This is a genomic window from Indioceanicola profundi, from assembly GCF_003568845.1.
Taxonomy (GTDB): domain Bacteria; phylum Pseudomonadota; class Alphaproteobacteria; order Azospirillales; family Azospirillaceae; genus Indioceanicola; species Indioceanicola profundi.
In genome coordinates this window covers 474,794-498,150 of the sequence record NZ_CP030127.1, presented here as the reverse complement: position 1 = coordinate 498,150, position 23,357 = coordinate 474,794, and the positions used below count along the sequence as shown (strand labels likewise).

Below are 23,357 nucleotides of genomic sequence, written 5' to 3'. Positions count from 1 at the left end.
GTCAGCCTCCGCCGCCGAACCGGGCAGAGCTTCGCCCGAAGCCGCCCCGGCTGGTCCGGGTTGGCCTGCCCACCTCGCCGCTGCGGGTGGTCGTGGTGGTCACCGTGCTGGCGCTGCGGCTGGACAGGAAGCTGTCACGCCCGCCGGGCACCTGGCCGATGGTGCGGGAACCGCTGCGCAGGAATCCGTCCCGGTCCACATAGACTGGACGAGGATAGTAATTGCGGCCGCCATAGCCGAAGCCATAGGGATAGCGCCCGCCATCCAGCGCCCGGCCCAGCATGAAGCCCATCAGCGCCGGAACGAAGACACTGCTGACGCCGCCATTCGGGTTCGCCATGACCGTCTGCTGGCAGGCCTCGGGGCCGTTCTCCGCCTCGCATTCGGCGACGCTGGCGTAGCGGGGTGCGGTCTGCAGGTGGATGTCGCGCGATGCCTCGAAGGCCTTGTCGCATTCCTCCGCCGGGAACTCGGCACGGCAGGCTTCCACTGTGGGGAAGACCCGCGCCTCCGTCTCCACGGCCTCTTCTCCGCAGCCGGACAGCGAGAGGGCGGCGGCGCCCAGCAGGAGCGTCGATATGTACCGCGAGCGCCGCCGCCGCGCCGCGGGCGGGGAAGTCGGATCGGTGGTTGGAACCTTGGCCAATTCGCGTCTCCCTTATCCCTTTTCCGGCCCTGGAAGGGCTTTCGGCGCAGGGGGCTTGCCGGTCAGCTTCGCCAGCCGGTCATGAAGTCCCTGCGTCGGAGCGCCACCGCTCCCGATGGCCCTCAGCGCCGCCTCGATATTCGGATCGCCGAGGCTAGCCTTGTCGCGGTTGGAGAGGTCGCCCAGCGCCTGCGCCTTCAGGCGTGCCGCCTCGGCATTGATGCGGGCCGTCTCGGCCCGCCGGTTCATGGCGTCCACCGCCACAGTCAGCTTGGAGCCGCTGCCCTGGCGCAGTCCTGCCACCTCGGCCGCGCGGTTCGCACGCTCGTGCTCCCGCTCCTCCTGCATCTTGGCGCGCTGCATGTCGCGCTCCGCGCGGGTCAGGGCGGTCTTGGCATCGGCCAGGGCCTTGGCCTTTTCCCGGTAGGCGGCTTCCGCCTCCGCGACCAGGGTTTCCGCCTCCTCCGCCTCGCGCTCCTCCACCAGCACCTCGCCTTCCAGCTCCTCGAGCTGGGTCAGCAGGGTGGAGAGGCTGCCCTCCAGGCTGGCGCGACGGTTGGGGTCCGATTCGGCCATGAGCTGGTTGTTCAGATGCTCTGCCGCGGCAATGCGGCGGGTATAGTTCTCACGCGCCTCAATGGCTTCTTTGCGCTCACGCTGGAAGTCCGCGCGCAGCCGGGTCAGCAGCTTGCCGGCCTTGTCCAGATCCTCCTCCATGACCCGGAGCTGGGCCGCGGACGCGCTCTTGGGGTCGAGGTCGACGATGGCGTCCACCATCTGACGGCCGAGATTCTCCCCCTTCACGCCAAGGAGGGTACGAAAGAACTGCATCATGGCTGTAATCTCCGGACGTCAGACGCTGAGGCTGCCGGCGTTCAGAATGCCCATGGCAATCGAGAAAGCGCCGAGCGTGATGCCGTAACCGACACGGTCGCTTTCGATTCCCTGGCGAAAGCCGGGAAGCTTGAAAGAGACCAGAACGAACACTGCGATCTGGCTGGCCAGCGCCACAGCGCCCCAGAGCGCCAGATCCAGCACGTCATAGGTACCGGAGGCGATGCTGAACAGCGCAATCGACAGGCCGATCACCGTGCCGCCCAGGCTGATGGCGGCGGCGCTGTTGCCCTCGCGAATCAGGGTGATCTCCCGGTAGGGCGTGATCATCACATAGATGGCCACCGCCAGCGCGATCAGGATCACGCCGGTTCCGAGGAACAGGAAATAGAGAGGTAGGGTCTCGAACATGCCGGTCGCATCCTCCTTGGCCAGCGGCACCACAAGCGGCGCACAGGCGCGGGAGAGCTTATCCGGTCACCGGAACGTTGCAATGCCGAAAGTCATCCGGCGGCCCGGTCCGGACGGCTGCACGTTGTTTCGGTGACATGCTCGAAACCGTCCGGAACCGTGCCGGATGCCCCGCCGGAGGGCTGGTTCGGCATTCTGGGATGCCGAACCGATGTTCTATTCATGTTCAGGGGCCTGCGCAGCGTGTCACCGTAACCGCGCGGCGGAATCCGTTTCCGCCCGCCGGCTCAGACGTTGGAGCTGTGGATCGCGTCGATGACGGCATCGGTCACGTCCTTTGTCGTGGCGGTGCCGCCGACGTCCGGTGTCAGGATGTTGGACGCGGTGACCCGCTCCACCGCCCGCATCAGCCGCTCCGCCGCGTCCTTCTCCCCGAGATGCTCCAGCATCTGCGCGGCGGTCCAGAAGGTGGCGATGGGGTTGGCAATGCCCTTACCGGTGATGTCGAAGGCGGAGCCGTGGATCGGCTCGAACATGGAGGGAAAGCGGCGTTCCGGATCGATGTTCGCGGTGGGGGCGACCCCCAGGCTTCCGGCCAGCGCACCGGCAAGGTCCGACAGGATGTCGGCATGCAGGTTGGTGGCGACGATGGTGTCCAGGCTTTGCGGCTTCAGAGTCATGCGCACGGTCATGGCGTCGACCAGCATCTTGTCCCAGGTGACGTCCGGAAACTCTTCCGCCACCTCCGCCGCGATCTCGTCCCACATCACCATGCCGAACCGCTGGGCATTGGACTTGGTGACCACGGTGAGGAACTTGCGCGGGCGAGACTGGGCCAGGCGGAAGGCATAGCGCATGATGCGAGTCACGCCGACGCGGGTGAAGATGGCGACCTCGGTGCCCACCTCCTCCGGCAGGCCGCGGTGGGCGCGGCCGCCATTGCCGGAATATTCGCCCTCCGAGTTCTCACGCACGATCACCCAGTCCAGATCGCCGGGGCCGCAATTGCGTAGCGGCGGTGTGATGCCGGGCAGGACCCTGGTGGGGCGCACATTGGCGTACTGGTCGAAGCCCTGGCAGATCGGCAGGCGCAGGCCCCAGAGCGTGACGTGGTCCGGCACGTCCGGCGCGCCGACGGCACCGAAATAGATGGCGTTGAAGGGCTTCAGGGTCTTCAGCCCGTCCGCCGGCATCATCACGCCATGCCGCTTGTAATAGTCCGAGCCCCAGGGAAATTCCTGGACATGCAGCTTCATGTCGCCGACACGGCGTTCCAGCGCTTCCAGAACGCGGAGGCCGGCGTGGATGACCTCCGGGCCGATGCCGTCGGCCGGAATGGCGGCGATGTTGTATTCGCGCATGATCGGCCCCCTCCTCAGTCCATCAGCTCGCGGCGGAGCAGGGCGTAGAGCTCGGACTTCGCTTCGAAGCCGATACCCGGCACCTGCGGCAGGCCGACATAGCTGTCCTCGACAGCAACGCCGTCGGCGAAGCCGCCGAAGGGCTTGAAGACGTCGGGGTAGGATTCGTTGCCGCCCAGATGCAGGCCGGCCGCGATGTTCAGCGACATCTGGTGCCCGCCATGCGGCACGATGCGGCGGCTGGACCAGCCATGCTCCTCCATCATCTTCAACGTGCGCATGTACTCGACCAAGCCGTAGCTCAAGGCGCAGTCGAACTGCAGGATGTCCCGGTCGGGACGCATGCCGCCGAAGCGGAGCAGATTGCGGGCATCCTGCATGGAGAACAGGTTCTCGCCCGTTGCCATGGGCAGCTCGTAATGCTTCGACAGTTCGGCCTGCAAGGCGTAGTCCAGCGGATCGCCCACCTCCTCATACCAGCGCAGATTATAGGGCTTGATCGCCTCGCCGAACGCGATGGCGGTGTCGATGTCGAAGCGGCCATTGACGTCGACGCAGAGGTTCTGGCCATCGCCGACCACCTCCAACGCTGCCTCGATGCGCTTCAGATCCTCGGCCAGGGGGGCCAGCCCAACCTTCATCTTGCAGACCTTGTAGCCGCGGTCGCGGTAGCTGCGCATCTCGTCCCTGAGCGCGTCATTGCCCTTGTTGGGCGAGTAATAGCCGCCCGCGGCATAGACCCAGACCTTGTCGTCGGCGACGCCGCCGCGATAGCGGTCGGCCAGCAGGCGGTAGAGCGGCTTGCCCTCGATCTTGGCGACGGCGTCCCATATCGCCATGTCCAGCGTGCCGACCGCGACGGAGCGTTCCCCATGCCCGCCCGGCTTCTCGTTGATCATCATCCGGTCCCAGATGGCGAAGGGATCGAGATTCCCGTTCGCCTCATCTACCAGCGTGTCCGGATCGGCTTCCAACACGCGCGGCACGATGCGCTCCCGCATCAGGCAGCCCTGGCCGTAGCGGCCGTTGGAGTTGAAGCCGAAGCCGACCACCGGCTTGCCGTCGCGGACCACATCCGTGACCACGGCGACGACCGAGCAGGTCATCTTGCTGAAGTCGATATAGGCGTTGGCGATGTTCGAAGCGATCGAGACAGTCTTCTCGCGGATTTCGACGATGCGCATGGGGTTCCTCCTCGGTTGCCCCTAGACTAGGGATGGACGCGCCGGGGGGCGAATGCCACATTGGCATTCCTTCATGCCTCGGCGGCATTGCGGAGGACCATGGAACTCGCCTGGATCGAAGACTTTCTCGCCCTTTCCGAACTGGGCAGCTTCTCCCGTGCCGCTGAAGCCCGGAATCTGACCCAACCGGCGTTCAGCCGCCGCATTCGAGCGCTTGAGGACTGGGTGGGCGCCACCCTGTTCGACCGGACCGGCCAGCCGGTGAAGCTGACCGATGCCGGCCACCGCTTCCGCCCGGCAGCGGACGAGGTGATCCGCCAGCTTCAGCGCGGGCGTGAGGAGGCCCGGCAGGCGGAGGGGGAAGGCATGTCCACCCTGCGCTTCGCCGCGACCCATTCCCTGTCTCTGACCTTCTTCCCGGCCTGGCTGCGCTCGCTGGAGGCGGAAGCCCCGCCGCTGGCGGTACGGCTGGAATCCGACAGCATGAGCGCATGCGAACGGTTGATCGCCCATGGTCAGAGCCAGTTCCTGCTCTGCCACCAGCATGGCGGCGCGCCAAGCCGGCTGGACCCGCGCCAGTTCCGCTCCATCCAGGTCGGCGAGGACATGCTGATCCCGGTGGTTTCTCCGGACGCGGCAGGCACGGCGCCGATGCGGCTGCCCGGCACCGAAGCGGCGCCCCTGCCCTATCTGGCCTATTCGGAGGTGTCAGGCCTGGGCCGTGCAGTGGCAGCAATGCTGTCCGGGCGCGAAGTCTGGCTGCACGGGGTGTTTGTGGCGCATCTGGCCGTCCTGCTTCGCACCATGGTGCGGGAGGGACGCGGCATCGCCTGGATGCCGGCCACGCTGGTCGCGGACGACCTGAAACGCGGCACCCTCGTCCCGGCGGGGGATGAGAGCTGGAACGTGCCGCTGGAAATCCGCCTGTTCCGGCCGCGGAGCCGCATGAGCCCGGCGGCCGAAGCGTTCTGGAAGCTTCTCGGCTGATCCCGCGCCGGCGGCAGGCCGCCGGCGCGGGTTCGAACCTCAGCCGCCCAGCGCCTCGGCAATGGCCTTGCCGCATTCCTCGGTCGTGGCCTTGCCGCCCATGTCGCGGGTGCGGGCCGCCGGATCGGCAAGCACGGTTTCGATAGCTTCCAGGATCGCTTCCCCCGCCTCTGGATGGCCGAGATGCTCCAGCATCATGGCCCCCGACCAGATCTGGCCGATGGGGTTGGCGATGCCCTTGCCGGCGATGTCGGGGGCGGAGCCGTGCACCGGTTCGAACATGGAGGGGAAGTCCCGCTCCGGATTGATGTTGGCCGAGGGCGCGATGCCGATGGAACCGGCCACGGCGGGTCCCAGGTCGGAGAGGATGTCGCCAAACAGGTTGGAGCCGACCACCACGTCGAACCAGTCCGGATGCTGCACGAAGTGGGCGCAGAGGATATCGATGTGGTACTGGCTGGTGCCGACATCGGGATAATGCTGCTTCATCTTGGCGAAGCGCTCATCCCAGAACGGCATGGTGTGGACGATGCCGTTGGACTTGGTAGCGGAGGTGACGTGCTTGCGCGGGCGCTTCTTCGCCAGTTCAAAAGCGTAGCGCAGGATGCGGTCCACGCCGCGCCTGCTGAAGATCGCCTCCTGGATGGCGACCTCGTTCTCCGTGCCGCGGAACATGCGCCCGCCGACCTCGGAGTACTCGCCCTCATTGTTCTCGCGGACCACATAGAAGTCGATATCGGCCGCGGTGCGGTTGGCCAGCGGCGTCGTGGTGCCGCGCAGCAGGCGCACGGGGCGAAGATTCACATATTGCTGGAACTCGCGCCGGATCGGGATCAGCAGGCCCCAGAGAGAGACATGGTCGGGCACGCCGGGAAAGCCGACCGCACCCAGGAAGATGGCGTCGTGGCCGCGGATCCGGTCCAGCCCGTCCGCGGGCATCATGCAGCCATGCTTCTGGTAATGGGCGCAGCTCCAGTCGAAATTGTCCCACTGGAACTCGATGCCGAAGCGCCGGCCCGCGGCCTCCAGCACACGGATGCCCTCCGGCACCACCTCCGTCCCGATGCCGTCGCCCGGGATGGCCGCGATCTTGTACTTGGGCATGTGAACCTTCTCCTTCCTCTCCCGCCTCCGAACCGGCGGGGATAATCAGAACAGCAGCCCCTTGGGCACGGGCACCAGCAGCACCCTGGTCATCAGCAGGTAGAAAGCCCCGACTGTCAGCACCGCCGCCAGGGCGTACCAAGCCATGGTGCGGGCCGGCAAGGGGTCGTAGTTGGCGACAGCCAGCAGGGCCACGAAGGCAATCAGGCTGGTGGTGAAGAAGCCCAGCACCGGCATCAGCAGGATCCAGGCTCCCATCACCATGATCAGCGCCACCCGGCGCGGCGTGGATTCGACTGAGCCGGAGGCCGCCGCCTGCAGCTTGCGGCCACGCAGCAGCGTCACCACGATCAGCACCGCCGAGCAGACGATCATCACGGTGGCGATGGTGCGCGGGAAGACGGAGCCGAGCGGGCTCATCTCCCCCGTCTGCGACAGCACCCAGATGCCGAGAAGGATGAAGATCGCGGATACGACGATGGTGCCGTAGTCCGGGCGTTTGGCTTCAGTCTGCATTGCGGGCCTCCGCCGTTGCCGTCACGGAGGACGGCTTCTTGACGCCCCAGCGCTTGGCGATCAGGGGATAGAACAGGGTCAGCACGGCCAGCGCCACAATGACAAGGCTGAGCGGGCGACCGAAGAACATGCCGAGCACGTTCCCCTGCGCATTGCCGATCAGGTAGGACTGGACGAAGCCCTGCTCCGCAATCTGCCCGAGCACAAGGCCAAGCACGATGGGCGAGGGCTGAAAGCCCAACCGGTTCAGCACCCATCCGATGACGCCTAGGACGAACATCACCAGCACATCGTCCAGATTATTGTGGATGGCAAAGCTGCCGATCACGGTCATGAAGGCGACAACAGGTACCAGCATTGCCTTCGGGATCGTGATGATCGACTTGTAGGCGTAGCGGCCCAGCAGCAGCCCGACCGGGAACATCAGGACGGTCGCGATCAGCAGCCCGAACATGAAGGTGTAGACGATGCTGCCCTGCTCAGTGAACAGGGACGGACCGATCTTGATGCCCTGGACCAGAAGGGCGCCGAGAATAATGGCGTCGGGCGGCGTTCCAGGGATGCCGAGCACCAGAGTCGGGATGAAACCGCCGCCCACGGTGGCATTGTTGGAGGACTCGGTTGCGATGATCCCGTTCGGCTCGCCAGTGCCGAAGCGCTCGGGATGTGCGGAGCTGCGGCGCGCCTCCGAATAGGCGACCAGACTGGCGATGGACCCGCCGGCACCGGGCAGGATGCCGATCAATGTGCCGAGCACGGAGCTGCGGATCGCGTTGACCTTGCCCCGCCAGGCGATGGACAGCGCCTCCTTCAGCCGGTAGCCGCCCAGCTCCTGCTCCACCTTCAGGTGGGGGTCCGGCGTCGCGACCAGGTCGATCAGCACGGGGATGCAGTAGAGCCCGATCAGGGCGCTCACGACATTGATGCCGCCCAGCAGAATCTGGCTGTCCATGGTGAAGCGGATATCGCCGCCGACCACGGCCACGCCCACCATGGCCAGCAGCAGGCCGAAGCAAGCCCCGATCAGCCCCTTCAGCAGATTGCCGACCGACAGTGCCGATATCAGAGTCAGGCCAAAGACGGCCAGCCAGAAATATTCCGGCGGCCCGAAGGCCAGCGCGAAGTTGGCGAGCGGCGGCGCAAGCAGCAGAAGGAACAGCGCTCCCACGATGCCGCCGATGACTGACGATACGGTGGCGAGCGTCACGGCCAGCGTGCCGTCGCCGCGCTTCGCCATCGGATAGCCGTCGAAGGTCGTCGCGATCGAGGATGGCGTGCCCGGCGTATTGACCAGGATGGCGGCGTAGGAGCCGCCATAAATGGCCCCGGTATAGATTGCTCCCAGCACGATCAGGGCCGAGGCCGGGTTCATGGCGAAGGTGAAGGGGACCAGGACAGCGACCGCCATGGTCGCGGACAGGCCCGGCAGAGCGCCGATCACCGTTCCCAACACTACGCCGCCGACGGCGAGCAGCAGGTTGAGCGGCGTCAGCGCGTCGATGAGGTAGCCTAGCACTTCCATGGCGGTGCGCCTCCGGTTACAGCCTCAGCGCTTTGCGATGCCCATCTTCTTGGCAATGTCCGTGTAGAAGGCTTTCCGCTCATCCATGAACGCCTTCATCTCCGAATAGGGGATGTCGGTCAGGACGAAGCCGGCATCCTCCATCTGCTTGATGAATTTCGGGTCCTGGTTGATCTTGGTGACGATGTCGGAGATGGCCTTGCGGATGTCCTCCGGCGTGGATTTCGGCACGCCGATGCCGCGATAGGCGCCGCCAACTAGGTCGAAGCCCAACTCCTTGAAGGTGGGCGTGTCGGAGAAGTTCGACATGCGCTCATCGGACGAGACCGCCAGCATGCGGACCTTGTCGCCGGCATTCACCGCGGATGTCGAATAGTTGAAACCGGCGGTAACCTGCTTGCCCAGCACGGCCGTCATGGCCGGGCCGGTGCCGCTGAAGGGAATGTAGGTGGTCTTGACACCCGCCAGCTCGTCGAAGCGCTGCTGCGCCAGATGGTTGGAGGAGTTGGAGCCGGAGCCGCTGAAGGTGACCATGCCGGGGTTCTTCTTGGCATAGTCGATCAGATCCTGCAGCGTCTTGAACTGGCTGTCGGCCGGCACGAAGATCGCGTCGGGCGTATAGTGGAAGAAGTTGACGTGGACGAGATCGTCCGTCTCGTAGCCGACATCCTTCTCCAGCGGCTGCAGGATCGTATGGGGCAGGTTGGTGCCCATGATCGTGTAGCCATCGCCCTCCATGCTGTTGAGCTTCGACCAGGCCTGCGCCCCGCCCGCACCTGCCTGATACTGGATCACGAGCGGCTTGCCCGTGATCTTCTCCCAATAGGGCTGCTGAAGCCGCGCCGCCACGTCGGACTCGCCGCCCGGATTGAAGGCAATGATGTAGTTCACGGGCCGCTCCGGATACTCGGCCATGGCCGGCCCGGCAAATGCAGCGGTTGCGACCAGCACAGCGGCCGCGAGCGTCTTGAGCATGGTGTTTCCTCCTCCGTTTTGCCGGGCGGTTCGTTCCGCTCCGGCCTTTTCTCCGGCTGTCCGCTGGGACCTACATCCCCATGGTCGGGCAGCGCGGGCGTTCTTTTTGTTATTCTTCGAACCGTACCGGCAGCTCTCATCCCGTGCGAATACGCATTCGGCATAATCGCATGCTCATCCTGCATCATGTGTTCGGACTGGCCGGAAGAGACGGTTCAGCCGCCGGCGATGCGCGGCATCACCTCGCCGGCCAACTCTTCCAGCACGCTCTCCGGCGGGCGCCCAGCGCGGGGGAGGTTGAGCATGACGTGATGCACGCCGAGTCGCCGTAGCCCGTCCAGCGCGCCGACCAAGGCATTTCGGCCGCACTGGTAGCCGAGATCGATATCCTGCAATGGAGCATCGGGATCGTCCAGAAGCTGGAGCGCCATCGACTGGCTGAGGCTTCGGAAAGCGCCAGGCCGTGTCTTGGCCAGGGCCGCCCTCCAGAGGGCGATACGATCCTTCTGGATTTCGTATCCGCGGTGATAGGTCGCCCACCCCGCCGCATTGCGGGCGATCCACTCCAGCGACTGGCCGGCCGATCCGACTGCCAGCATCGGAATATGTGCGCGCGGTGCGGGCTTCAGTTCGAAAGCGCCGCCCTGCCCGTCTGGCATGTCGGGGATTACCGCGCCGTCCGGCCCCAAGGCGGCGGCCACGCGCTCCCATCCCTCACGGAACAGACTTCTGTGCGCCGCCGGATCGCGCCCGAACGCGGCGAACTCCTCCCGCCGGTCACCGGACCCGAGACCGAGGACGAAGCGGCCGTTCGACAGGCTCTGGACCGAAACGGCGCCCTTGGCCACATGGAGGGGATGCCGCAAGGGCAGCACGATCGCGCCGGTGACAAGCGCGATCCGTTCCGTACCGGCGGCCAGGGCGCCCAGAAGGGTCCAAGGGTCGGAATGCCCGACCGGGTCGGGATAGTCCGGACTGTTCAGCGGAACGTCCCGGACCCAGAGGGCGGCGAAGCCCAACCGGTCGGCCAGCCTTGCAAGCCCCAACTGCGCCTGCCAGTCCACAATGCCCGAGGGCCCGACGGCAATGGGAAGAACCAGCCCAAGCGACAACCGTCCTTCCGCGAACAGCCGCTGGATTGCCGAATTCGGGGCCGGATCGTCTGTCACCAGCGACTCCTGACTGCCTCATGCCGCGGGGCTGTCCGCAAGAGGTTCAACGGACAGGATGCATCCAGGGCATGCTCCAGCGAAAATCCCGGTTCCGCTGTGACACAGCCCGGCCCCGTCCTGCCCGGCCCCGATCTGCACCCAAAGTACAAGGGAGCGGTGCGGCGCGGGGTGCTAACGTCCATGGCTCCTGACACCCAGCAAGGGCCTTGCCATGGTTTCCACCACGCTTCGCGACCTTTCGGGGCTGAGCCGCGAGCCGGCTCCCCTGGGCCGCTCCACCCTGGTCATGATCGACTGCCAGAACACCTACCGCCAGGGCGTGATGAAACTGGAAGGAGTCGAAGAGGCGCTGGATGAAGCGGCGAAGCTGCTGAACCGCGCGCGGGCGGCCGGCATCCCGATTTTCCACATCATGCACGACGCTGGCCCCGGCAGCCCCTATGACGTGCGGGAGGAGATCGGGCAGATCAGCGATGCCGTGGCGCCCCGGCCCGGGGAACAGGTGATCGTAAAGAACTTCCCGAGCGCCTTCGTCGGCACGGAACTGGCCGAAGCGCTGGCGCAGGAGGGCGGACGCGACCTCGTGCTGGCCGGCTTCATGACCCACATGTGCATCAATTCCACCGCGCGCAATGCTTTCAGCCTGGGGCACCGTCCCGTCGTGGTGGCAAGCGCCACGGCCACACGCTCGTTACCGGGCCATGACGGCACGCCGGTACCCGCGGGCGCGCTGCAATCCGCCAGCTTGGCAATGCTGAGGGACATGTTCGCAGTGGTCGTCGACAAGCCGGACGCGATCCCGGACTAGCCATCGCCGCATCCACATTCTTCCTATGCCAGGGGCCGCTGGAAACGGCCCCTGGCCGGAACAGGCCGGAAAACGCGACCGAGGGATTCAGCGAGCAGGCCCTGTCGGGCCGTCGCCGAATCCCCCAGTGCCACTTGAGCAGGGCGCGATGGCGCGCCCTGCAAGCCGTCAGGCCGCCGCTTCCATTGCGCTGATGCCGTTGTTCATCGCCCAAATGGCCGCCTGGGTGCGGTTGGAGGCATTGATCTTGCGCAGCAGGCTCTTCAGGTGAACCTTCACCGTCGCCTCGGTGATGTTCAGCTTCAGGGCAATCATCTTGTTGCTCTGGCCTTCCAGCAGGCACCGGAGGATCTGATTCTCACGCTGGGACAGCCCCTTGTGGGATTCGAACACCTCGCGGGTGCCGCCGCCCATGACAAGCTGCTGGGCCAGATCGGCCGGGAAGACCTTTTCGCCCATCAGCACCAGCCGGAGCTGCTGGACCAGCGCTTCAGGCGACCGGTCCTTGGTAATGTAGCCGGCAGCGCCGCCCTCGAGCGCGGCGCGCAGACGCCCCAGCTCCGCCACATCGGCCAGATAGACAATCCGCGCGGCGGGAGCCGCCCGGCCCAGCTCGGAAACAGCCTCCTGGACGGTCGGCGCGGGGCAGTCCACCAGGATCAGCTCCGGCGTGGCACCCTGGCGCAGCACCTCCAGGGCCTCCCGAAAGTCGCGGGCTTCGCCGGCGACGTTGAATTCGGAGGGCAACAATTGCTTCAAGCCCTGGCGAAACAGGGTGCTCCCATCGACCAGAAGGATATTCACCTGCCGCATCGTCAATCCTCTTGAAGGTCAGCCATTAAACTTGGCGCTAAGCTTGCCCCTCTTTCTCCCAGCCGCCAACCCGCCCAAAAGATCGAAACCACCGCCCATATCGCAGGTCGGGTGATAGGCCTGCCGGACCATTCGGCCTATGCGCAGCGACCAGGATGGCGAGGGGCTATCCCACTGGAGCTCTCCGATCCGACCGGGCCGCGCACCGCCCCGCTGGATGGAGGAGGTGGAGGGAGGCGCATAGGCACGAACCGACAGGCCTATGCCCTCCAGCTTCAGGTGCAATGAACCTCTCCCCTCGCCGGAGTTGCCGACGAGGTTTGCAGGAACGGGCGTGCGGACAGCGCGGTTGGTGCTGCGCTCGAATCAAATGGAGGAGTTCGCCATGTCCCGCGGTGTCGGCGGCCAATCGCCCGCCAATGTGACCCATCACCTCAAAGGCATCGATTCCCCGGCGGAAAAGCCGGACCTGGTCAAGCACGCCAAGCAGCAGGGCGCGGACCGGGAAGTGCTGGACGCCATCGAGAAGATGCCGGATGGCCGCTATGAAACCATGGCGGACGTGATGAAAGGCTTCGGCAAGGAGAGCTGAGCCGGATCCGGATCGCCGGCATGTCGAGGCGGTTGATCAGCGCTCCGGCATGCCGCCCCCCCATCGGGTCTATGGACAGCGGACCCAAGCTACGGCATTCCGCGTTGCCAACATATACTCCCGATCACTCCCGATCAGCCGCGGACCTGCCGATGCTCGAGGCGAATGTAACCGACCACGCCGCTCATGCGCCGCACCAGTACGGCACCACTCTGTTCGAGAGGGCTTTTTCCCGCATCACCAGCAGCCATCCCGTCGGCGGAAACGGCGTCAGGCTGCTGCGCGACGCGACGGAGAACTATCCGGCATGGATCGACGCCATCGCCCATGCCGAGCATACCATCCATTTCGAGAACTACATCTTCGCCGACGACGAGACCGGCCGCGAGATCGCAGCGGCGCTGGCCGCACGGGCACGGGCCGGGATCAAGGTGCGGTTCGTCTATGACTGGTTGGGAAGCTTCGGCGCCGCATCCTCCCGGTTCTGGGATTCGCTCCGCCATGCCGGCGTCGATGTGCGCGCCTTCAATCCGCCGCGCCTGTCGTCCCCCTTCGGCTGGATTTCACGCGATCATCGCAAGACCCTGACGGTCGACGGCCGCATCGGCTTCGTCTCCGGCCTCTGCGTCGCACGGGATTGGGCAGGAGATTCCGCCCGCGGCATCCCGCCTTGGCGCGACACCGGCGTGGAGATCAGGGGGCCGGCCGTTGCCGATCTGGACCGCGCCTTCGCGGAAGTCTGGTCCATTGCCGGCGGCGAGTCCCTGCCCGAGACCTGGGGCGGCGCTGCACCAGTCGGCACGTCGGAAATCAGTGTCATCCGGGGACGGCCAGGCCAACTCAGCGCTTATCGGCTGGATCAGTTGGTGGCAGCCGGCGCCCGCAAGACCTTGTGGCTGACGGATGCGTATTTCGTCGCGACGACACCCTATGTCCAGGCGCTGGCAGAGGCCCGGCGGGACGGGGTCGATGTTCGCATCCTGCTTCCCGGCTCCAGCGATGTGCCGGCCGCCCAGACGCTTGCCCGGTCCGGCTACCGGCCGCTGCTTGAAACCGGCATCCGCATCTTCGAATGGAAGGGGCCGATGCTGCATGCCAAAACGGCGGTCTGCGACGGTCGCTGGGCCAGGGTCGGATCGACCAACCTGAACCTCGTGAGCTGGCTCTCCAACTGGGAACTCGATGTCACAATCGAAGACCCGCATTTCGCCGCGGAGATGGAGGCGGCCTATCTGGACGATCTGGAGAATGCGACAGAGATCGTCCTCGACGAGCAGCGGCATATGCTTGGCGGTAGGCCCCGTCCGCGCACGCCGGGCCGCTCCAGGAAGGGAAGTGCGGGCCGGATCGCCGCCGGCGCCCTCAGCCTTGGCAGCGCTGCCGGCGCCGCGCTGACAGGCTCGCGGTCCCTTGGGGTGACGGAAGGCAAGGCGGTGCTGCGGATCGGGCTGGCCGCCATCGCTGCCGCCGTGCTGATAGCGCTTTTTCCGGCCCTGATCGCAGCGCCCCTGGTGATGTTTCTCGGCTGGAGCGGCTTCGGTCTGCTGTCCCGGGCCTGGCGTCTGCGCAAGGCCGCAGCAACCACACCGGGCGCATGCGTGGAACCGCCCCAACAGGACTGACCGGCGGGCCGGAGAAGACGGACCCAGGAGCGGGGCCCTATGGGCTCTCCGGAACAGGAACGGAAGCCTTCATGACGTGAAGTCCAACGTCCTGACCGGCGACAAAGCAGTACGCTGCATTATGTCCCACACGCCCGAATCAGCCCCAGGCGTGAAACAATTCCGTCACCGACCGCCGTTCCCCTCCAACAAATATACCATCAGTTTGAAATTACAACTGGCGCAGACACTTCCGTGTCACTTGCGATCTCATTTTCGTCCTCTTTTCCACTCAATAATGCCACCCGCGCCCTTTTGATCACAGTCAGAGCTTTCGCTGTCAATACTCCATTAATACTCGGACCCTGATCCTGATGCCTCTTTCGGGCGAGGTAGTTGTCCGTTGGTCATGCCCTTACGGGCGTGGCAAGGGCACCAACGACACGGGGATGGCACGATGGCTGAAAAGATCGATATGTCGAATTATACGCTGCAGTTCAACGAGCAGTTCGACAGTTTTCGCCTCTGGGGTGAATCCGGCGCGGTTTGGAAGACTTCAGGCTATTGGGACGAGCGGTCCCTGCCCGGCAACGGCGAGAAGCAGTTCTATATCGACCCCGATTACAAGAACCTGGGCATCAACCCCTTCAAGCACTCCAACGGGGTTCTCACCATTCAGGCCCAGAAGGCTCCGGATTCGATCAAGTGGCAGATCGACAACATGGACTACACCTCGGGCATGATCATCTCCGAGCGTGTTTTCTCGATGCAGTACGGCTATTTCGAGATCAAGGCGCAGATGCCGGCGGGCAAGGGTCTGTGGCCGGGTTTCTGGCTTCTGACCATGGATGCCCAGTGGCCGCCGGAAATGGACGTAATCGAGACGATCGGCCAGGAGCCGCACATCCTGTACGGCACCTCCCACTACATCGACGCCAACGGCAAGAAGGTCGAGGATCACATCCGGAAAGCCGGCCTGTTCGACAGTTCCGACGGGTTCCATACCTATGGGCTGGATTGGCAGAAGGACAAGCTGGTCTGGTACTATGACGGCATCAAGGTCGGCGAATTCGCGAACCATACCTTCGACCAGCCCGCCTACATGATCGCCAATCTGGCGGTCGGCGGCTACTGGCCCGGCAGCCCGAATTCCACGACGCCGTTCCCCGCGGAGATGAAGATCGACCACATCCGCGTTTATCAGAAAAACGTCGATCATGCCGTGGTCGGCGTTCCAAAGGACTGGGCGCCCATCGGCATCGACGCCTTCACGGTCCTGAACGGTGACGGCGCCAAGACGACCTGGGACGTCGACTATACCCTTGGCAGCACGGAGACCAAGGTCGTCCAGCTGAACGACTGGGGGCGTCACATCACAGGCAACGACAAGAACAACTATCTCGCTTCCGCCAACGGCCAGTACACCGAGCTGAAGGGCGGCAAGGGCAACGACACCTTGCTGGGCGGTAAGGGAACAGATGTCTTCATCATCCGCAACGGCGACGGCAACGACACCATCCTGGACCTGTCCAACAGCGTCAACAACACCGACAAGATCCGCCTGGAAGGCTTCCACTTCACCCATTTCGACGATGTGAAGCCCTGGCTCAGCCAGGTCGGGTCGGACGTGATCCTGCGGCTGGACAAGGATCAGGCCTTGCTGCTGAAGAATACAAGCATCGCCAAGCTCGAGCCGGAGATGTTCGTCTTCGCAAAGTCGGTGGCAGCCCCGGCCAATGCCCCGGTTATCTCGGAGCCAGCTCCCTCCACCGGTACGAACGGCCCGTCCATTAGCGTCGGTACGACAGAGGCGGAGAAGTTGAGCCTGAGCGGCGGCTACTTCGTGGAGCAGAAGAGCAGCGCTTCCGGCGGGGCGCAGATCAAGCTGACCGGCAGCGGCGAAGCATCCGGCACCTTCACCGGCGACAGCGGCAGCTACAAGATCACGGTGAGCTATCTGAACGAGTTCGACGGCGTTGCGGATTTCTCGGTCAAGGTCGGCGGCAAGACCGTCAACTCCTGGACCGGCAGCGGCAGCAACAGCACGGACGTGGTTCAGACCCGCAGCTTCACCATCAACCTGAACCAAGGCGACAAGATCGCGCTCGCCGCCACCCAGGGCGGCTGGGAACAGGGCCGCTTCGACTGGCTGAAGATCGAGAAGGCGGTATCCGGCCCGACCATCGGCGTCGGCACCACTGAGGCGGAGAAGCTGAGTCTCAGCGGCGGGTATTTCGTCGAGCAGAAGAGCAGTGCCTCCGGCGGCGCACAGATCAAGCTGACCGGCAGCGGCGAAGCCGCCGGAACCTTCACCGGCGCCGATGGCAGCTACAAGTTCACCGTGAGCTACCTCAACGAGTTCGATGGCGCGGCTGATTTCGCTGTGAAAGTGAATGGGGCCACGGTGAATTCCTGGACGGGCAGCGGCAGCAACAGCACGGATATCGTGCAGACGCGGAGCTTCACGCTGGACCTGAAGCAAGGCGACAAGATCGCGCTCGCCGGCAAGCAGGGCGGCTGGGAACAGGCGCGCTTCGATTGGGTGAAGGTCGAAAAGGCCATGGTCTTCAGCGGCCCGACCATTGGACTGGGCACCACGGAAGCCGAGAAGTTGAGCCTGAGCGGCGGCTACTTCGTGGAGCAGAAGAGCAGCGCTTCCGGCGGGGCGCAGATCAAGCTGACCGGCAGCGGCGAAGCATCCGGCACCTTCACCGGCGACAGCGGCAGCTACAAGATCACGGTGAGCTATCTGAACGAGTTCGACGGCGTTGCGGATTTCTCGGTCAAGGTCGGCGGCAAGACCGTCAACTCCTGGACCGGCAGCGGCAGCAACAGCACGGACGTGGTTCAGACCCGCAGCTTCACCATCAACCTGAACCAAGGCGACAAGATCGCGCTCGCCGCCACCCAGGGCGGCTGGGAACAGGGCCGCTTCGACTGGCTGAAGATCGAGAAGGCGGCCAGCATGGCCAGTTCCAGCGTCTCCGCCCTGTCATTCGATGCTTTCGCCTCCGGCGATCAGGTCGATCTCGTCGGGGTGGGCACGGATGGGGCCTGGGACTACGCCGCCTGACCCAGGGGCGGCCATCCGCCGCCCTATCCAGACACGCCGCAGGTGGCCCCACCTGCGGCGTGTCTTATTCCATCCGGGGCGCGGTCCGCTCGATGAAGGCGGCCAGCCGCTCTACGAATGCCGTCGGGTGTTCCCGGTGCGGGCTGTGCCCTGCCCCCTGCACCTCCCACCGCTCAACCAAGGGAGAGCGGACCCTCCCGGCGATGCGGTCCAGTTGTGCAAATGTGCCGTACTCGTCGCCCGTGCCCTGGATCAGCAGCAGCGGGCAGCAGATGCCGGGCAACAAAGCTTCAATGCTCCAGTCCCGGAACGATGGGCTGGTCCACGTATCGTGCCAGGCAGCGAAAAGCACCGGTGCATCGGCATGATGGCGCGCCAATCGGGGCAGCAGCCGGTCACGCGCCTCCGGCGTTCCGGCAGCCGCCACGCCGGCCAGGGTCACCGGCTCCACCACGATATGCGGAGCCTCCGCGATCACGGCGCGCGGATGATGGCTGGCCGCATAGATCAGGGCAATGGACGCGCCATCGCTGTGGCCGTAGAGGATCGGGTCCTCGATCCCGAGCGCCTGCAACAGAGCGGGCAGCACCTGCTCCGCCTCCACATGCAGGTAATCGGCTTCACGCGGCCCGGCCGGCGGATCGGAATAGCCGTGACCCAGGCGGGAATAGGCCAGCACGTCCAGGCCCGTCCGCGCGGCGAGTTGCAGCGGCAAGGACTTCCACAGCCCGGCCGAACCCAGCGCCTCGTGCAGCATGACGAGCGTCCGCACAGCCCCGCCGGGCTGGCAGATCTGCAGGACGTCAAGCCCGCGTCCCTGAAGCGTTACGCGGCGGCGCTCTAACGCCGCGCCAGTGGTCACAGCTCCTTGGCCCGGTCGCGCAGCACGAACTTCTGGATCTTGCCGGTGGAGGTCTTCGGCAACTCGCTGAACACCACGGTGCGCGGCGCCTTGAAGTGGGCGAGATTCTCGCGGCAATAGGCGATCAACTCTTCCGCCGTCACACTGGCTCCGGGCTTCAGCGTGACGAAGGCGCAGGGCGTCTCACCCCATTTCGGGTCGGGTCGGGCGACCACGGCGGCCTCCAGAACGGCGGGATGGCTGTAGAGCACGCCCTCCACCTCAATGGTGCTGATATTCTCACCGCCGGAGATGATGATGTCCTTGGAGCGGTCCTTGAGTTCGATATAGCCGTCGGGATGCTTCACCGCGAGGTCGCCGGAGTGGAACCAGCCGCCCCGGAACGCCTCCTCCGTGGCAACGGAATTCTTCAGATACCCTTTCATGGTGATGTTGCCGCGGATCATCACCTCGCCGATGGTGGCGCCATCCGCCGGGACCGGGGCCATGCTCTCCGGATCAAGCACATCGAGCCCCTCCTGCAGGTGATAGCGCACGCCCTGCCGGGCCTTGAGGCGGGCCCGCTCCTGCAAGGGCAGTTCGTCCCACTCGCTTTTCCAGTCGCAGACCACGCAGGGGCCGTAAACCTCGGTCAGGCCGTAGACATGGGTGACCTGGAAGCCCAGCGTCTCCATTGCCGCGATGACAGGGGCCGGCGGAGCGGCGCCGGCGGTCATCACCTTGATCCCGGGTGCAAGCCCCTGCGTCAACTCGTCCGGCGCGTTGGCCAGAAGGTTCAGCACGATGGGCGCGCCGCAGAAATGGCTGACCTTGTCCTCCAGCAGCGCCGAATAGATGGCCTTCGCCTCTACCCGCCGAAGGCAAACATGGGTGCCGGCCAGCGCGGTGATGGTCCAGGGGAAACACCAGCCGTTGCAGTGGAACATCGGCAGGGTCCAGAGATAGACCGGATGCCCGCCCATGGACCAGGCCATGGTGTTGCCCACGGCATTCAGATAAGCACCGCGGTGATGATAGACCACGCCCTTGGGATTGCCCGTCGTGCCCGAGGTATAGTTGAGGGTGATGGCATCCCACTCATCCACCGGGTCCAGCGCTGTGAAGCCGTCCGCCGGCTCGGCGATGAACGTCTCGTACTCCGCCATGCCCAGCGGATCGGACGGCACGGCAGGGTCGGCGATATGGACAACCGGCAGTTCCCCTTCCAGCAGGGCCAGCGCCTTGCGCACCACTGGAACGAATTCCTCATCGACCAGCAGAAGCCTGGACTGCCCATGCTGAAGCTGGAAGGCGATGGCGGCCGCGTCCAGGCGGATATTGATGGAGTGCAGCACTGCGCCTGCCATAGCCACGCCGAAATGCGCTTCCAAATGGGCCGGCGTGTTCGGCGCCATGATGGAGACCACATCGCCGCGGCCGATCCCGGCCCGCGCCAACGAGGCCGCCAGTCGCAGGCAGCGTTCCCCGAATTCGGCATAGCTGCGCGTGACCGCGCCGTAGCGCACGGCCGTCCGGGCAGGATGCACATCCACGGTCCGGCGTAGCAGCGACAGGGGAGAAAGCTGCACGAAATTGGCAGGGTTCCGGATCAGGTCCTGATCGGCGATGGCTGCGCACATGGCTGTCTTCTCCTCCCAGTCGGTGCCCGTGTTGGTCCGCAGGCACGGCTTGCCCTGCCGAGGTAGCATTCGGCTCCCCACGCGGCAAGACGCCGACATGCCAACCATCTTAATTTCCGCGACTCGCCTCCGAGGAAATCCGCCATTCCCCAACCGTTCCGTTTCAGTATCTCGGCGACAGAGGTTCACTATCTCGGGGACTCTAAGGCGCGCAGTTCGTTGTTCGGAGACAACGCGACTCTATTTCCTAGTCTATCATCAGCTACATGGATGTCAGCCGCATGCACCTTCTGGTCCGTGTGTTCGCGCAACTTTACTTGGGCGCACATGGTCACACTCCGGTATCGCTAGAGTGAATGTCGTGCGCTTTACTTGCCGTACATGCTGGTTCTGCGCTGTCGCGACCAGCTGGCAGGGCAAGCTCGCATTCCACCCCAGGGCCAAGTAGGCGAGCCTCTGGCATTGGGGAAGAGCCTACCGCCCGCCCCTTGCAGGGGTTCCGCTAGAACTCGGTATCGGGCCCATAATGGTGCACGGGGACCATTTCCCAAGCCCTGACGTGTTAATCTGTGTCTATCAAAAGAGAGCGGACCATCCGGTTGCCAAACTGGATCGACTCTAGGCTCAGAGGCCACCAATCGGCCGGTCCAGGATCGGTATATTTGCCGAAGGCTCCCCGTGAGGTCCGGGCAGGCTGAAGTCGCGATGGCGGCCTTCAGTCTGAAGGGCTAGCGTGTGTCGAGCCCGGCACCCTTTGATCTAACCTGTTTGCGCCTGAGGAACGCCTGCCTGACCGGTGACCTCTTCCGACGCTTTCCGAGCCCAATCCATTGGGGTAGATTTGCCTCGTGAATGGCGGAGGCATTGGACGTGAGCAGTTGGCAGGAGTTTTTGAGGTGGATTGGCGTCGCGTCTGCGGCAGACGTCGAGAAGATCAGCGGGCGCATGAGCCAACTCGAGCATATGCTCGACCAGCGATTCCGAGACATGCAGGCTGAGTGCGACGCACTCGGCCAGAGGTTCTCCGGCCACAAGCGAAAGACCGAGACTGAGCTCCAGCAACTGCATGCCGAGATTGGGCAAGTGCTAAGAATTCTGGAGCGTAATCGGGAGACGGAGCAGAACACGGAACGTTATACAAAGCTCGGGAATATAATTCGAACGCTCAAAGCGAGGCAGACCCGGGCAATGAATGCGCGCCAAGCCATTATGTCGGGGACCGACGCATCTATTGCCCTGGCAGTGAATGATGGCTGATCGGTCAAGAGGCGAACGTCTGTTGATGCTGGAAGCTGCGGCAGAGATTGATGCCCGTGAAAGCGCCGCATCGGTCAAGCAGGAACTCCTGCGGCTCGTAGTGCTTCTTAGAGAGGTCCAGCCAATCAAGCGCCGTTCGGTCTGGCCCATTGAGGTCATCCTCCACTTAGATGTTTGGTCCCGGCATTTGGTGGAGCGGGTTGAGGATGAAGCGTTCTGGGTCGGCAATCCACTGTTTGCAGATGAACTCGTAAGGCGTAAGGCCCTTTAGCGTCTTAAGGCGCCGGCCAAAGTTGTAGGCTGCGACGAAGTCGGCGAGGTGCTGCCGGAGCTCGTCATGGCTCTCATAGTGGTAGCGCTTGACGGTCGCATCCTTGATGGTGCGGTTCATGCGCTCGACCTGACCGTTGGTCCAGGGGTGGCGAGGCTTGGTCAGCCGATGCTCCACGTCGAGATCGGCGCAGGCAGCCTCGAAGGAGTGGCAGCGGAAGGGGATCTTCTCGGCCCGCATGGCCTTGATGTCCTTGGGCGTCCAACCGTCACCGGTCGGCTCGGTGAAGTGGGTGCCGTTGTCGGTGAGCACGGTGTGGATCTTGTAGGGAACGGCTGCCGCGAGGTGGCGGAGGAAGTCGCCAGCCACGCGCCGCGTCGCCTTCTCGTGCAGCTCGACAAAGGCGAACTTGGACGTGCGGTCGATGGCCACGAAGAGGTGGAGCTTGCCCTGTTCGGTCCTGACCTCCGCGATGTCGATGTGGAAGAAGCCGATCGGGTAGCGCTTGAACCTTGAGCGCTGCGGCTTGTCCCCGTCGGTCTCGGGCAGCCGGCTGATGCCGTGTCGCTGGAGGCAGCGATGCAGGCTCGAACGGGTGAGGTGCGGAATAGTGGCCTGGAGGGCGTAGAGGCAGTCGTCGAGCGGCAGCAGCGTGTAACGCCGGAAGGCGACGATGATCGCCTCGTCCTCGGCCGTCAGGATGGTGGATCTGGGGGCCGTGGGCCCGGTGCGCTGATCAGCGACCGAGCTCCTGGCCCTCCACTTCGCAACCGTCTTCGGGTTGATGCCATACCGCTTGGCCAGGGCTCTCAGGCTCTCTTGACTATGCTGTATCGCTCGACGGACCGCCGCTGTCGTTGTGGCGCTCCCGTGGTGAACCTGCCCCATAGCGCTTCCTTCCACTCACGTGACAAGAATGCACCATCAAACCCCGGGACCAAACATCTAGCGGAGCGCCAAGGCTGGATCTGTCCCGAATGTGGCAGTGATTTTCGTCTAAACGACGGGTCTCACCACATTGACCATGTGATTCCTTGGTCGCTGGGTGGCGGCAATGAGCTTGCAAACATTCAGATCCTGCACGCCGATTGCAACCTTCGGAAAGGCGCGCGCGCTGATGTCGATGATGTTATCCGATACCTGCAGGGTCGGATCCTGAATCTCTGACGGAAATTGCATACTCTTTTGCTGGGGCATGGAGAGCATGTCCCCATACCCGGCCGTTTCAGCAGATCAGCAGCAGAAAAGCCTCAGGTCGTCAGTTTGGATCGCAAGCTCGTGTCGCGAATCTTCAAGACAGGGCCTCTTCCGACGGCGATCTTTCGCCAGTGGTTTCAACATTGTTGATGAAGGAGATGCGTGTATGAAGCTCAAGTACACAATTCATTATGTAAAAAACGTCAAAGAGACGCTGGCATTTTACGGCAGCGCATTCGGCATTCCGACCCAGTTTCTGCATGAGAGTGAGACATATGGGGAGTTGAACACCGGTGAGACGACCCTGTCGTTTTCCTCGCTTCAGCTGATGCGGGATCTCGGGAAGAATCCATCCAGCCCCGATCCCCAACGTCCTTGTTTCGAGATCGCCTTTCAGACAGAGGACGTGGCTGCTGCCTATGCCCGTGCTGTCGAGGCAGGCGCTGTTCCGGTGCAGTCTCCAGAAAGGATGCCCTGGGGTCAAACTGTCGCCTATGTCAGCGATCTGAATGGCTTTCTGGTGGAGATCTGTACGGCTGTCGAAACCTGAAT

General features: G+C 64.3%; 22 protein-coding genes. 8 read left to right on the top strand and 14 right to left on the bottom strand.

Annotation, left to right across the window (positions count from 1 at the left end):
* Nucleotide 1: 1 nt before the first annotated feature.
* The 5 genes from DOL89_RS18520 to DOL89_RS18500 form a co-directional block, all read right to left on the bottom strand.
* On the bottom strand, nucleotides 2-646 hold the full coding sequence (locus tag DOL89_RS18520; RefSeq protein WP_119680849.1) for a DUF1190 domain-containing protein: 645 nt from the start codon (nucleotides 644-646) through the stop codon (nucleotides 2-4).
* Nucleotides 647-658: 12 nt separating this feature from the next.
* Nucleotides 659-1,480, bottom strand: coding sequence for a coiled-coil domain-containing protein (locus tag DOL89_RS18515; protein ID WP_119680848.1), 822 nt, complete (start codon nucleotides 1,478-1,480; stop codon nucleotides 659-661).
* Between the two features lie 18 nt (nucleotides 1,481-1,498).
* Entirely contained in the window at nucleotides 1,499-1,891 is a 393-nt protein-coding gene (locus DOL89_RS18510; protein ID WP_119681357.1) for a DUF350 domain-containing protein, read from the bottom strand.
* Nucleotides 1,892-2,178: 287 nt separating this feature from the next.
* Entirely contained in the window at nucleotides 2,179-3,252 is a 1,074-nt protein-coding gene (locus tag DOL89_RS18505) for a tartrate dehydrogenase (RefSeq protein ID WP_119680847.1), read from the bottom strand.
* A 14-nt stretch (nucleotides 3,253-3,266) separates the two neighbouring features.
* A complete protein-coding gene (locus DOL89_RS18500) occupies nucleotides 3,267-4,436 on the bottom strand; it encodes a mandelate racemase/muconate lactonizing enzyme family protein (RefSeq protein ID WP_119680846.1) in 1,170 nt (389 codons plus the stop codon).
* Between the two features lie 99 nt (nucleotides 4,437-4,535).
* Here DOL89_RS18500 and DOL89_RS18495 point away from each other — a divergent pair, with 99 nt between their 5' ends.
* On the top strand, nucleotides 4,536-5,423 hold the full coding sequence (locus DOL89_RS18495; protein WP_119680845.1) for a LysR family transcriptional regulator: 888 nt from the start codon (nucleotides 4,536-4,538) through the stop codon (nucleotides 5,421-5,423).
* A gap of 39 nt (nucleotides 5,424-5,462) precedes the next feature.
* Here DOL89_RS18495 and DOL89_RS18490 read toward each other — a convergent pair whose 3' ends face one another.
* The 5 genes from DOL89_RS18490 to DOL89_RS18470 form a co-directional block, all read right to left on the bottom strand.
* A complete protein-coding gene (locus DOL89_RS18490; protein ID WP_119680844.1) occupies nucleotides 5,463-6,527 on the bottom strand; it encodes a tartrate dehydrogenase in 1,065 nt (354 codons plus the stop codon).
* 45 nt (nucleotides 6,528-6,572) lie between these two features.
* Nucleotides 6,573-7,043, bottom strand: coding sequence for a tripartite tricarboxylate transporter TctB family protein (locus DOL89_RS18485; RefSeq protein ID WP_119680843.1), 471 nt, complete (start codon nucleotides 7,041-7,043; stop codon nucleotides 6,573-6,575).
* Entirely contained in the window at nucleotides 7,033-8,565 is a 1,533-nt protein-coding gene (locus tag DOL89_RS18480; RefSeq protein ID WP_119680842.1) for a tripartite tricarboxylate transporter permease, read from the bottom strand. The genes DOL89_RS18485 and DOL89_RS18480 overlap by 11 nt, the downstream gene beginning before the upstream one ends.
* A gap of 24 nt (nucleotides 8,566-8,589) precedes the next feature.
* Nucleotides 8,590-9,540, bottom strand: coding sequence for a tripartite tricarboxylate transporter substrate binding protein (locus tag DOL89_RS18475; RefSeq protein ID WP_119680841.1), 951 nt, complete (start codon nucleotides 9,538-9,540; stop codon nucleotides 8,590-8,592).
* Between the two features lie 215 nt (nucleotides 9,541-9,755).
* Complete coding sequence (locus DOL89_RS18470; protein ID WP_205574734.1) at nucleotides 9,756-10,712, bottom strand: TIGR03571 family LLM class oxidoreductase; 957 nt, start codon at nucleotides 10,710-10,712, stop codon at nucleotides 9,756-9,758.
* Nucleotides 10,713-10,923: 211 nt separating this feature from the next.
* Between DOL89_RS18470 and DOL89_RS18465 the strand changes: the two genes are divergently transcribed.
* Entirely contained in the window at nucleotides 10,924-11,520 is a 597-nt protein-coding gene (locus DOL89_RS18465) for a cysteine hydrolase family protein (RefSeq protein WP_119680839.1), read from the top strand.
* A 168-nt stretch (nucleotides 11,521-11,688) separates the two neighbouring features.
* Here the strand turns inward: DOL89_RS18465 and DOL89_RS18460 are convergent, their stop codons facing one another.
* On the bottom strand, nucleotides 11,689-12,333 hold the full coding sequence (locus tag DOL89_RS18460) for a LuxR C-terminal-related transcriptional regulator (protein WP_119680838.1): 645 nt from the start codon (nucleotides 12,331-12,333) through the stop codon (nucleotides 11,689-11,691).
* A gap of 385 nt (nucleotides 12,334-12,718) precedes the next feature.
* Here DOL89_RS18460 and DOL89_RS18455 point away from each other — a divergent pair, with 385 nt between their 5' ends.
* The 3 genes from DOL89_RS18455 (at nucleotide 12,719) to DOL89_RS18445 (ending at nucleotide 17,599) form a co-directional block, all read left to right on the top strand.
* Nucleotides 12,719-12,925, top strand: coding sequence for a DUF2795 domain-containing protein (locus DOL89_RS18455; protein ID WP_119681356.1), 207 nt, complete (start codon nucleotides 12,719-12,721; stop codon nucleotides 12,923-12,925).
* A 152-nt stretch (nucleotides 12,926-13,077) separates the two neighbouring features.
* The gene (locus DOL89_RS18450; RefSeq protein ID WP_162937665.1) at nucleotides 13,078-14,547 is read left to right on the top strand and encodes a phospholipase D-like domain-containing protein; all 1,470 of its coding nucleotides are present in this window, start codon (nucleotides 13,078-13,080) and stop codon (nucleotides 14,545-14,547) included.
* A gap of 436 nt (nucleotides 14,548-14,983) precedes the next feature.
* Complete coding sequence (locus DOL89_RS18445) at nucleotides 14,984-17,599, top strand: family 16 glycosylhydrolase (protein ID WP_162937664.1); 2,616 nt, start codon at nucleotides 14,984-14,986, stop codon at nucleotides 17,597-17,599.
* A 64-nt stretch (nucleotides 17,600-17,663) separates the two neighbouring features.
* Here DOL89_RS18445 and DOL89_RS18440 read toward each other — a convergent pair whose 3' ends face one another.
* Both DOL89_RS18440 and DOL89_RS18435 read right to left on the bottom strand, forming a co-directional pair.
* A complete protein-coding gene (locus DOL89_RS18440; RefSeq protein ID WP_162937663.1) occupies nucleotides 17,664-18,371 on the bottom strand; it encodes an alpha/beta fold hydrolase in 708 nt (235 codons plus the stop codon).
* An 86-nt stretch (nucleotides 18,372-18,457) separates the two neighbouring features.
* Entirely contained in the window at nucleotides 18,458-20,080 is a 1,623-nt protein-coding gene (locus tag DOL89_RS18435; RefSeq protein ID WP_119680834.1) for an acyl-CoA synthetase, read from the bottom strand.
* 870 nt (nucleotides 20,081-20,950) lie between these two features.
* Here DOL89_RS18435 and DOL89_RS18430 point away from each other — a divergent pair.
* Entirely contained in the window at nucleotides 20,951-21,337 is a 387-nt protein-coding gene (locus DOL89_RS18430) for a hypothetical protein (protein ID WP_162937662.1), read from the top strand.
* A gap of 166 nt (nucleotides 21,338-21,503) precedes the next feature.
* Here the strand turns inward: DOL89_RS18430 and DOL89_RS18425 are convergent, their stop codons facing one another.
* The gene (locus DOL89_RS18425; protein WP_119680832.1) at nucleotides 21,504-22,496 is read right to left on the bottom strand and encodes an IS481 family transposase; all 993 of its coding nucleotides are present in this window, start codon (nucleotides 22,494-22,496) and stop codon (nucleotides 21,504-21,506) included.
* Between DOL89_RS18425 and DOL89_RS26065 the strand changes: the two genes are divergently transcribed.
* On the top strand, nucleotides 22,434-22,775 hold the full coding sequence (locus tag DOL89_RS26065; protein WP_119680831.1) for an HNH endonuclease: 342 nt from the start codon (nucleotides 22,434-22,436) through the stop codon (nucleotides 22,773-22,775). The two genes, DOL89_RS18425 and DOL89_RS26065, sit on opposite strands and share 63 nt — an antisense overlap.
* A 196-nt stretch (nucleotides 22,776-22,971) precedes the next feature.
* Nucleotides 22,972-23,355, top strand: coding sequence for a VOC family protein (locus DOL89_RS18415; protein WP_119680830.1), 384 nt, complete (start codon nucleotides 22,972-22,974; stop codon nucleotides 23,353-23,355).
* Nucleotides 23,356-23,357 lie beyond the last annotated feature (2 nt).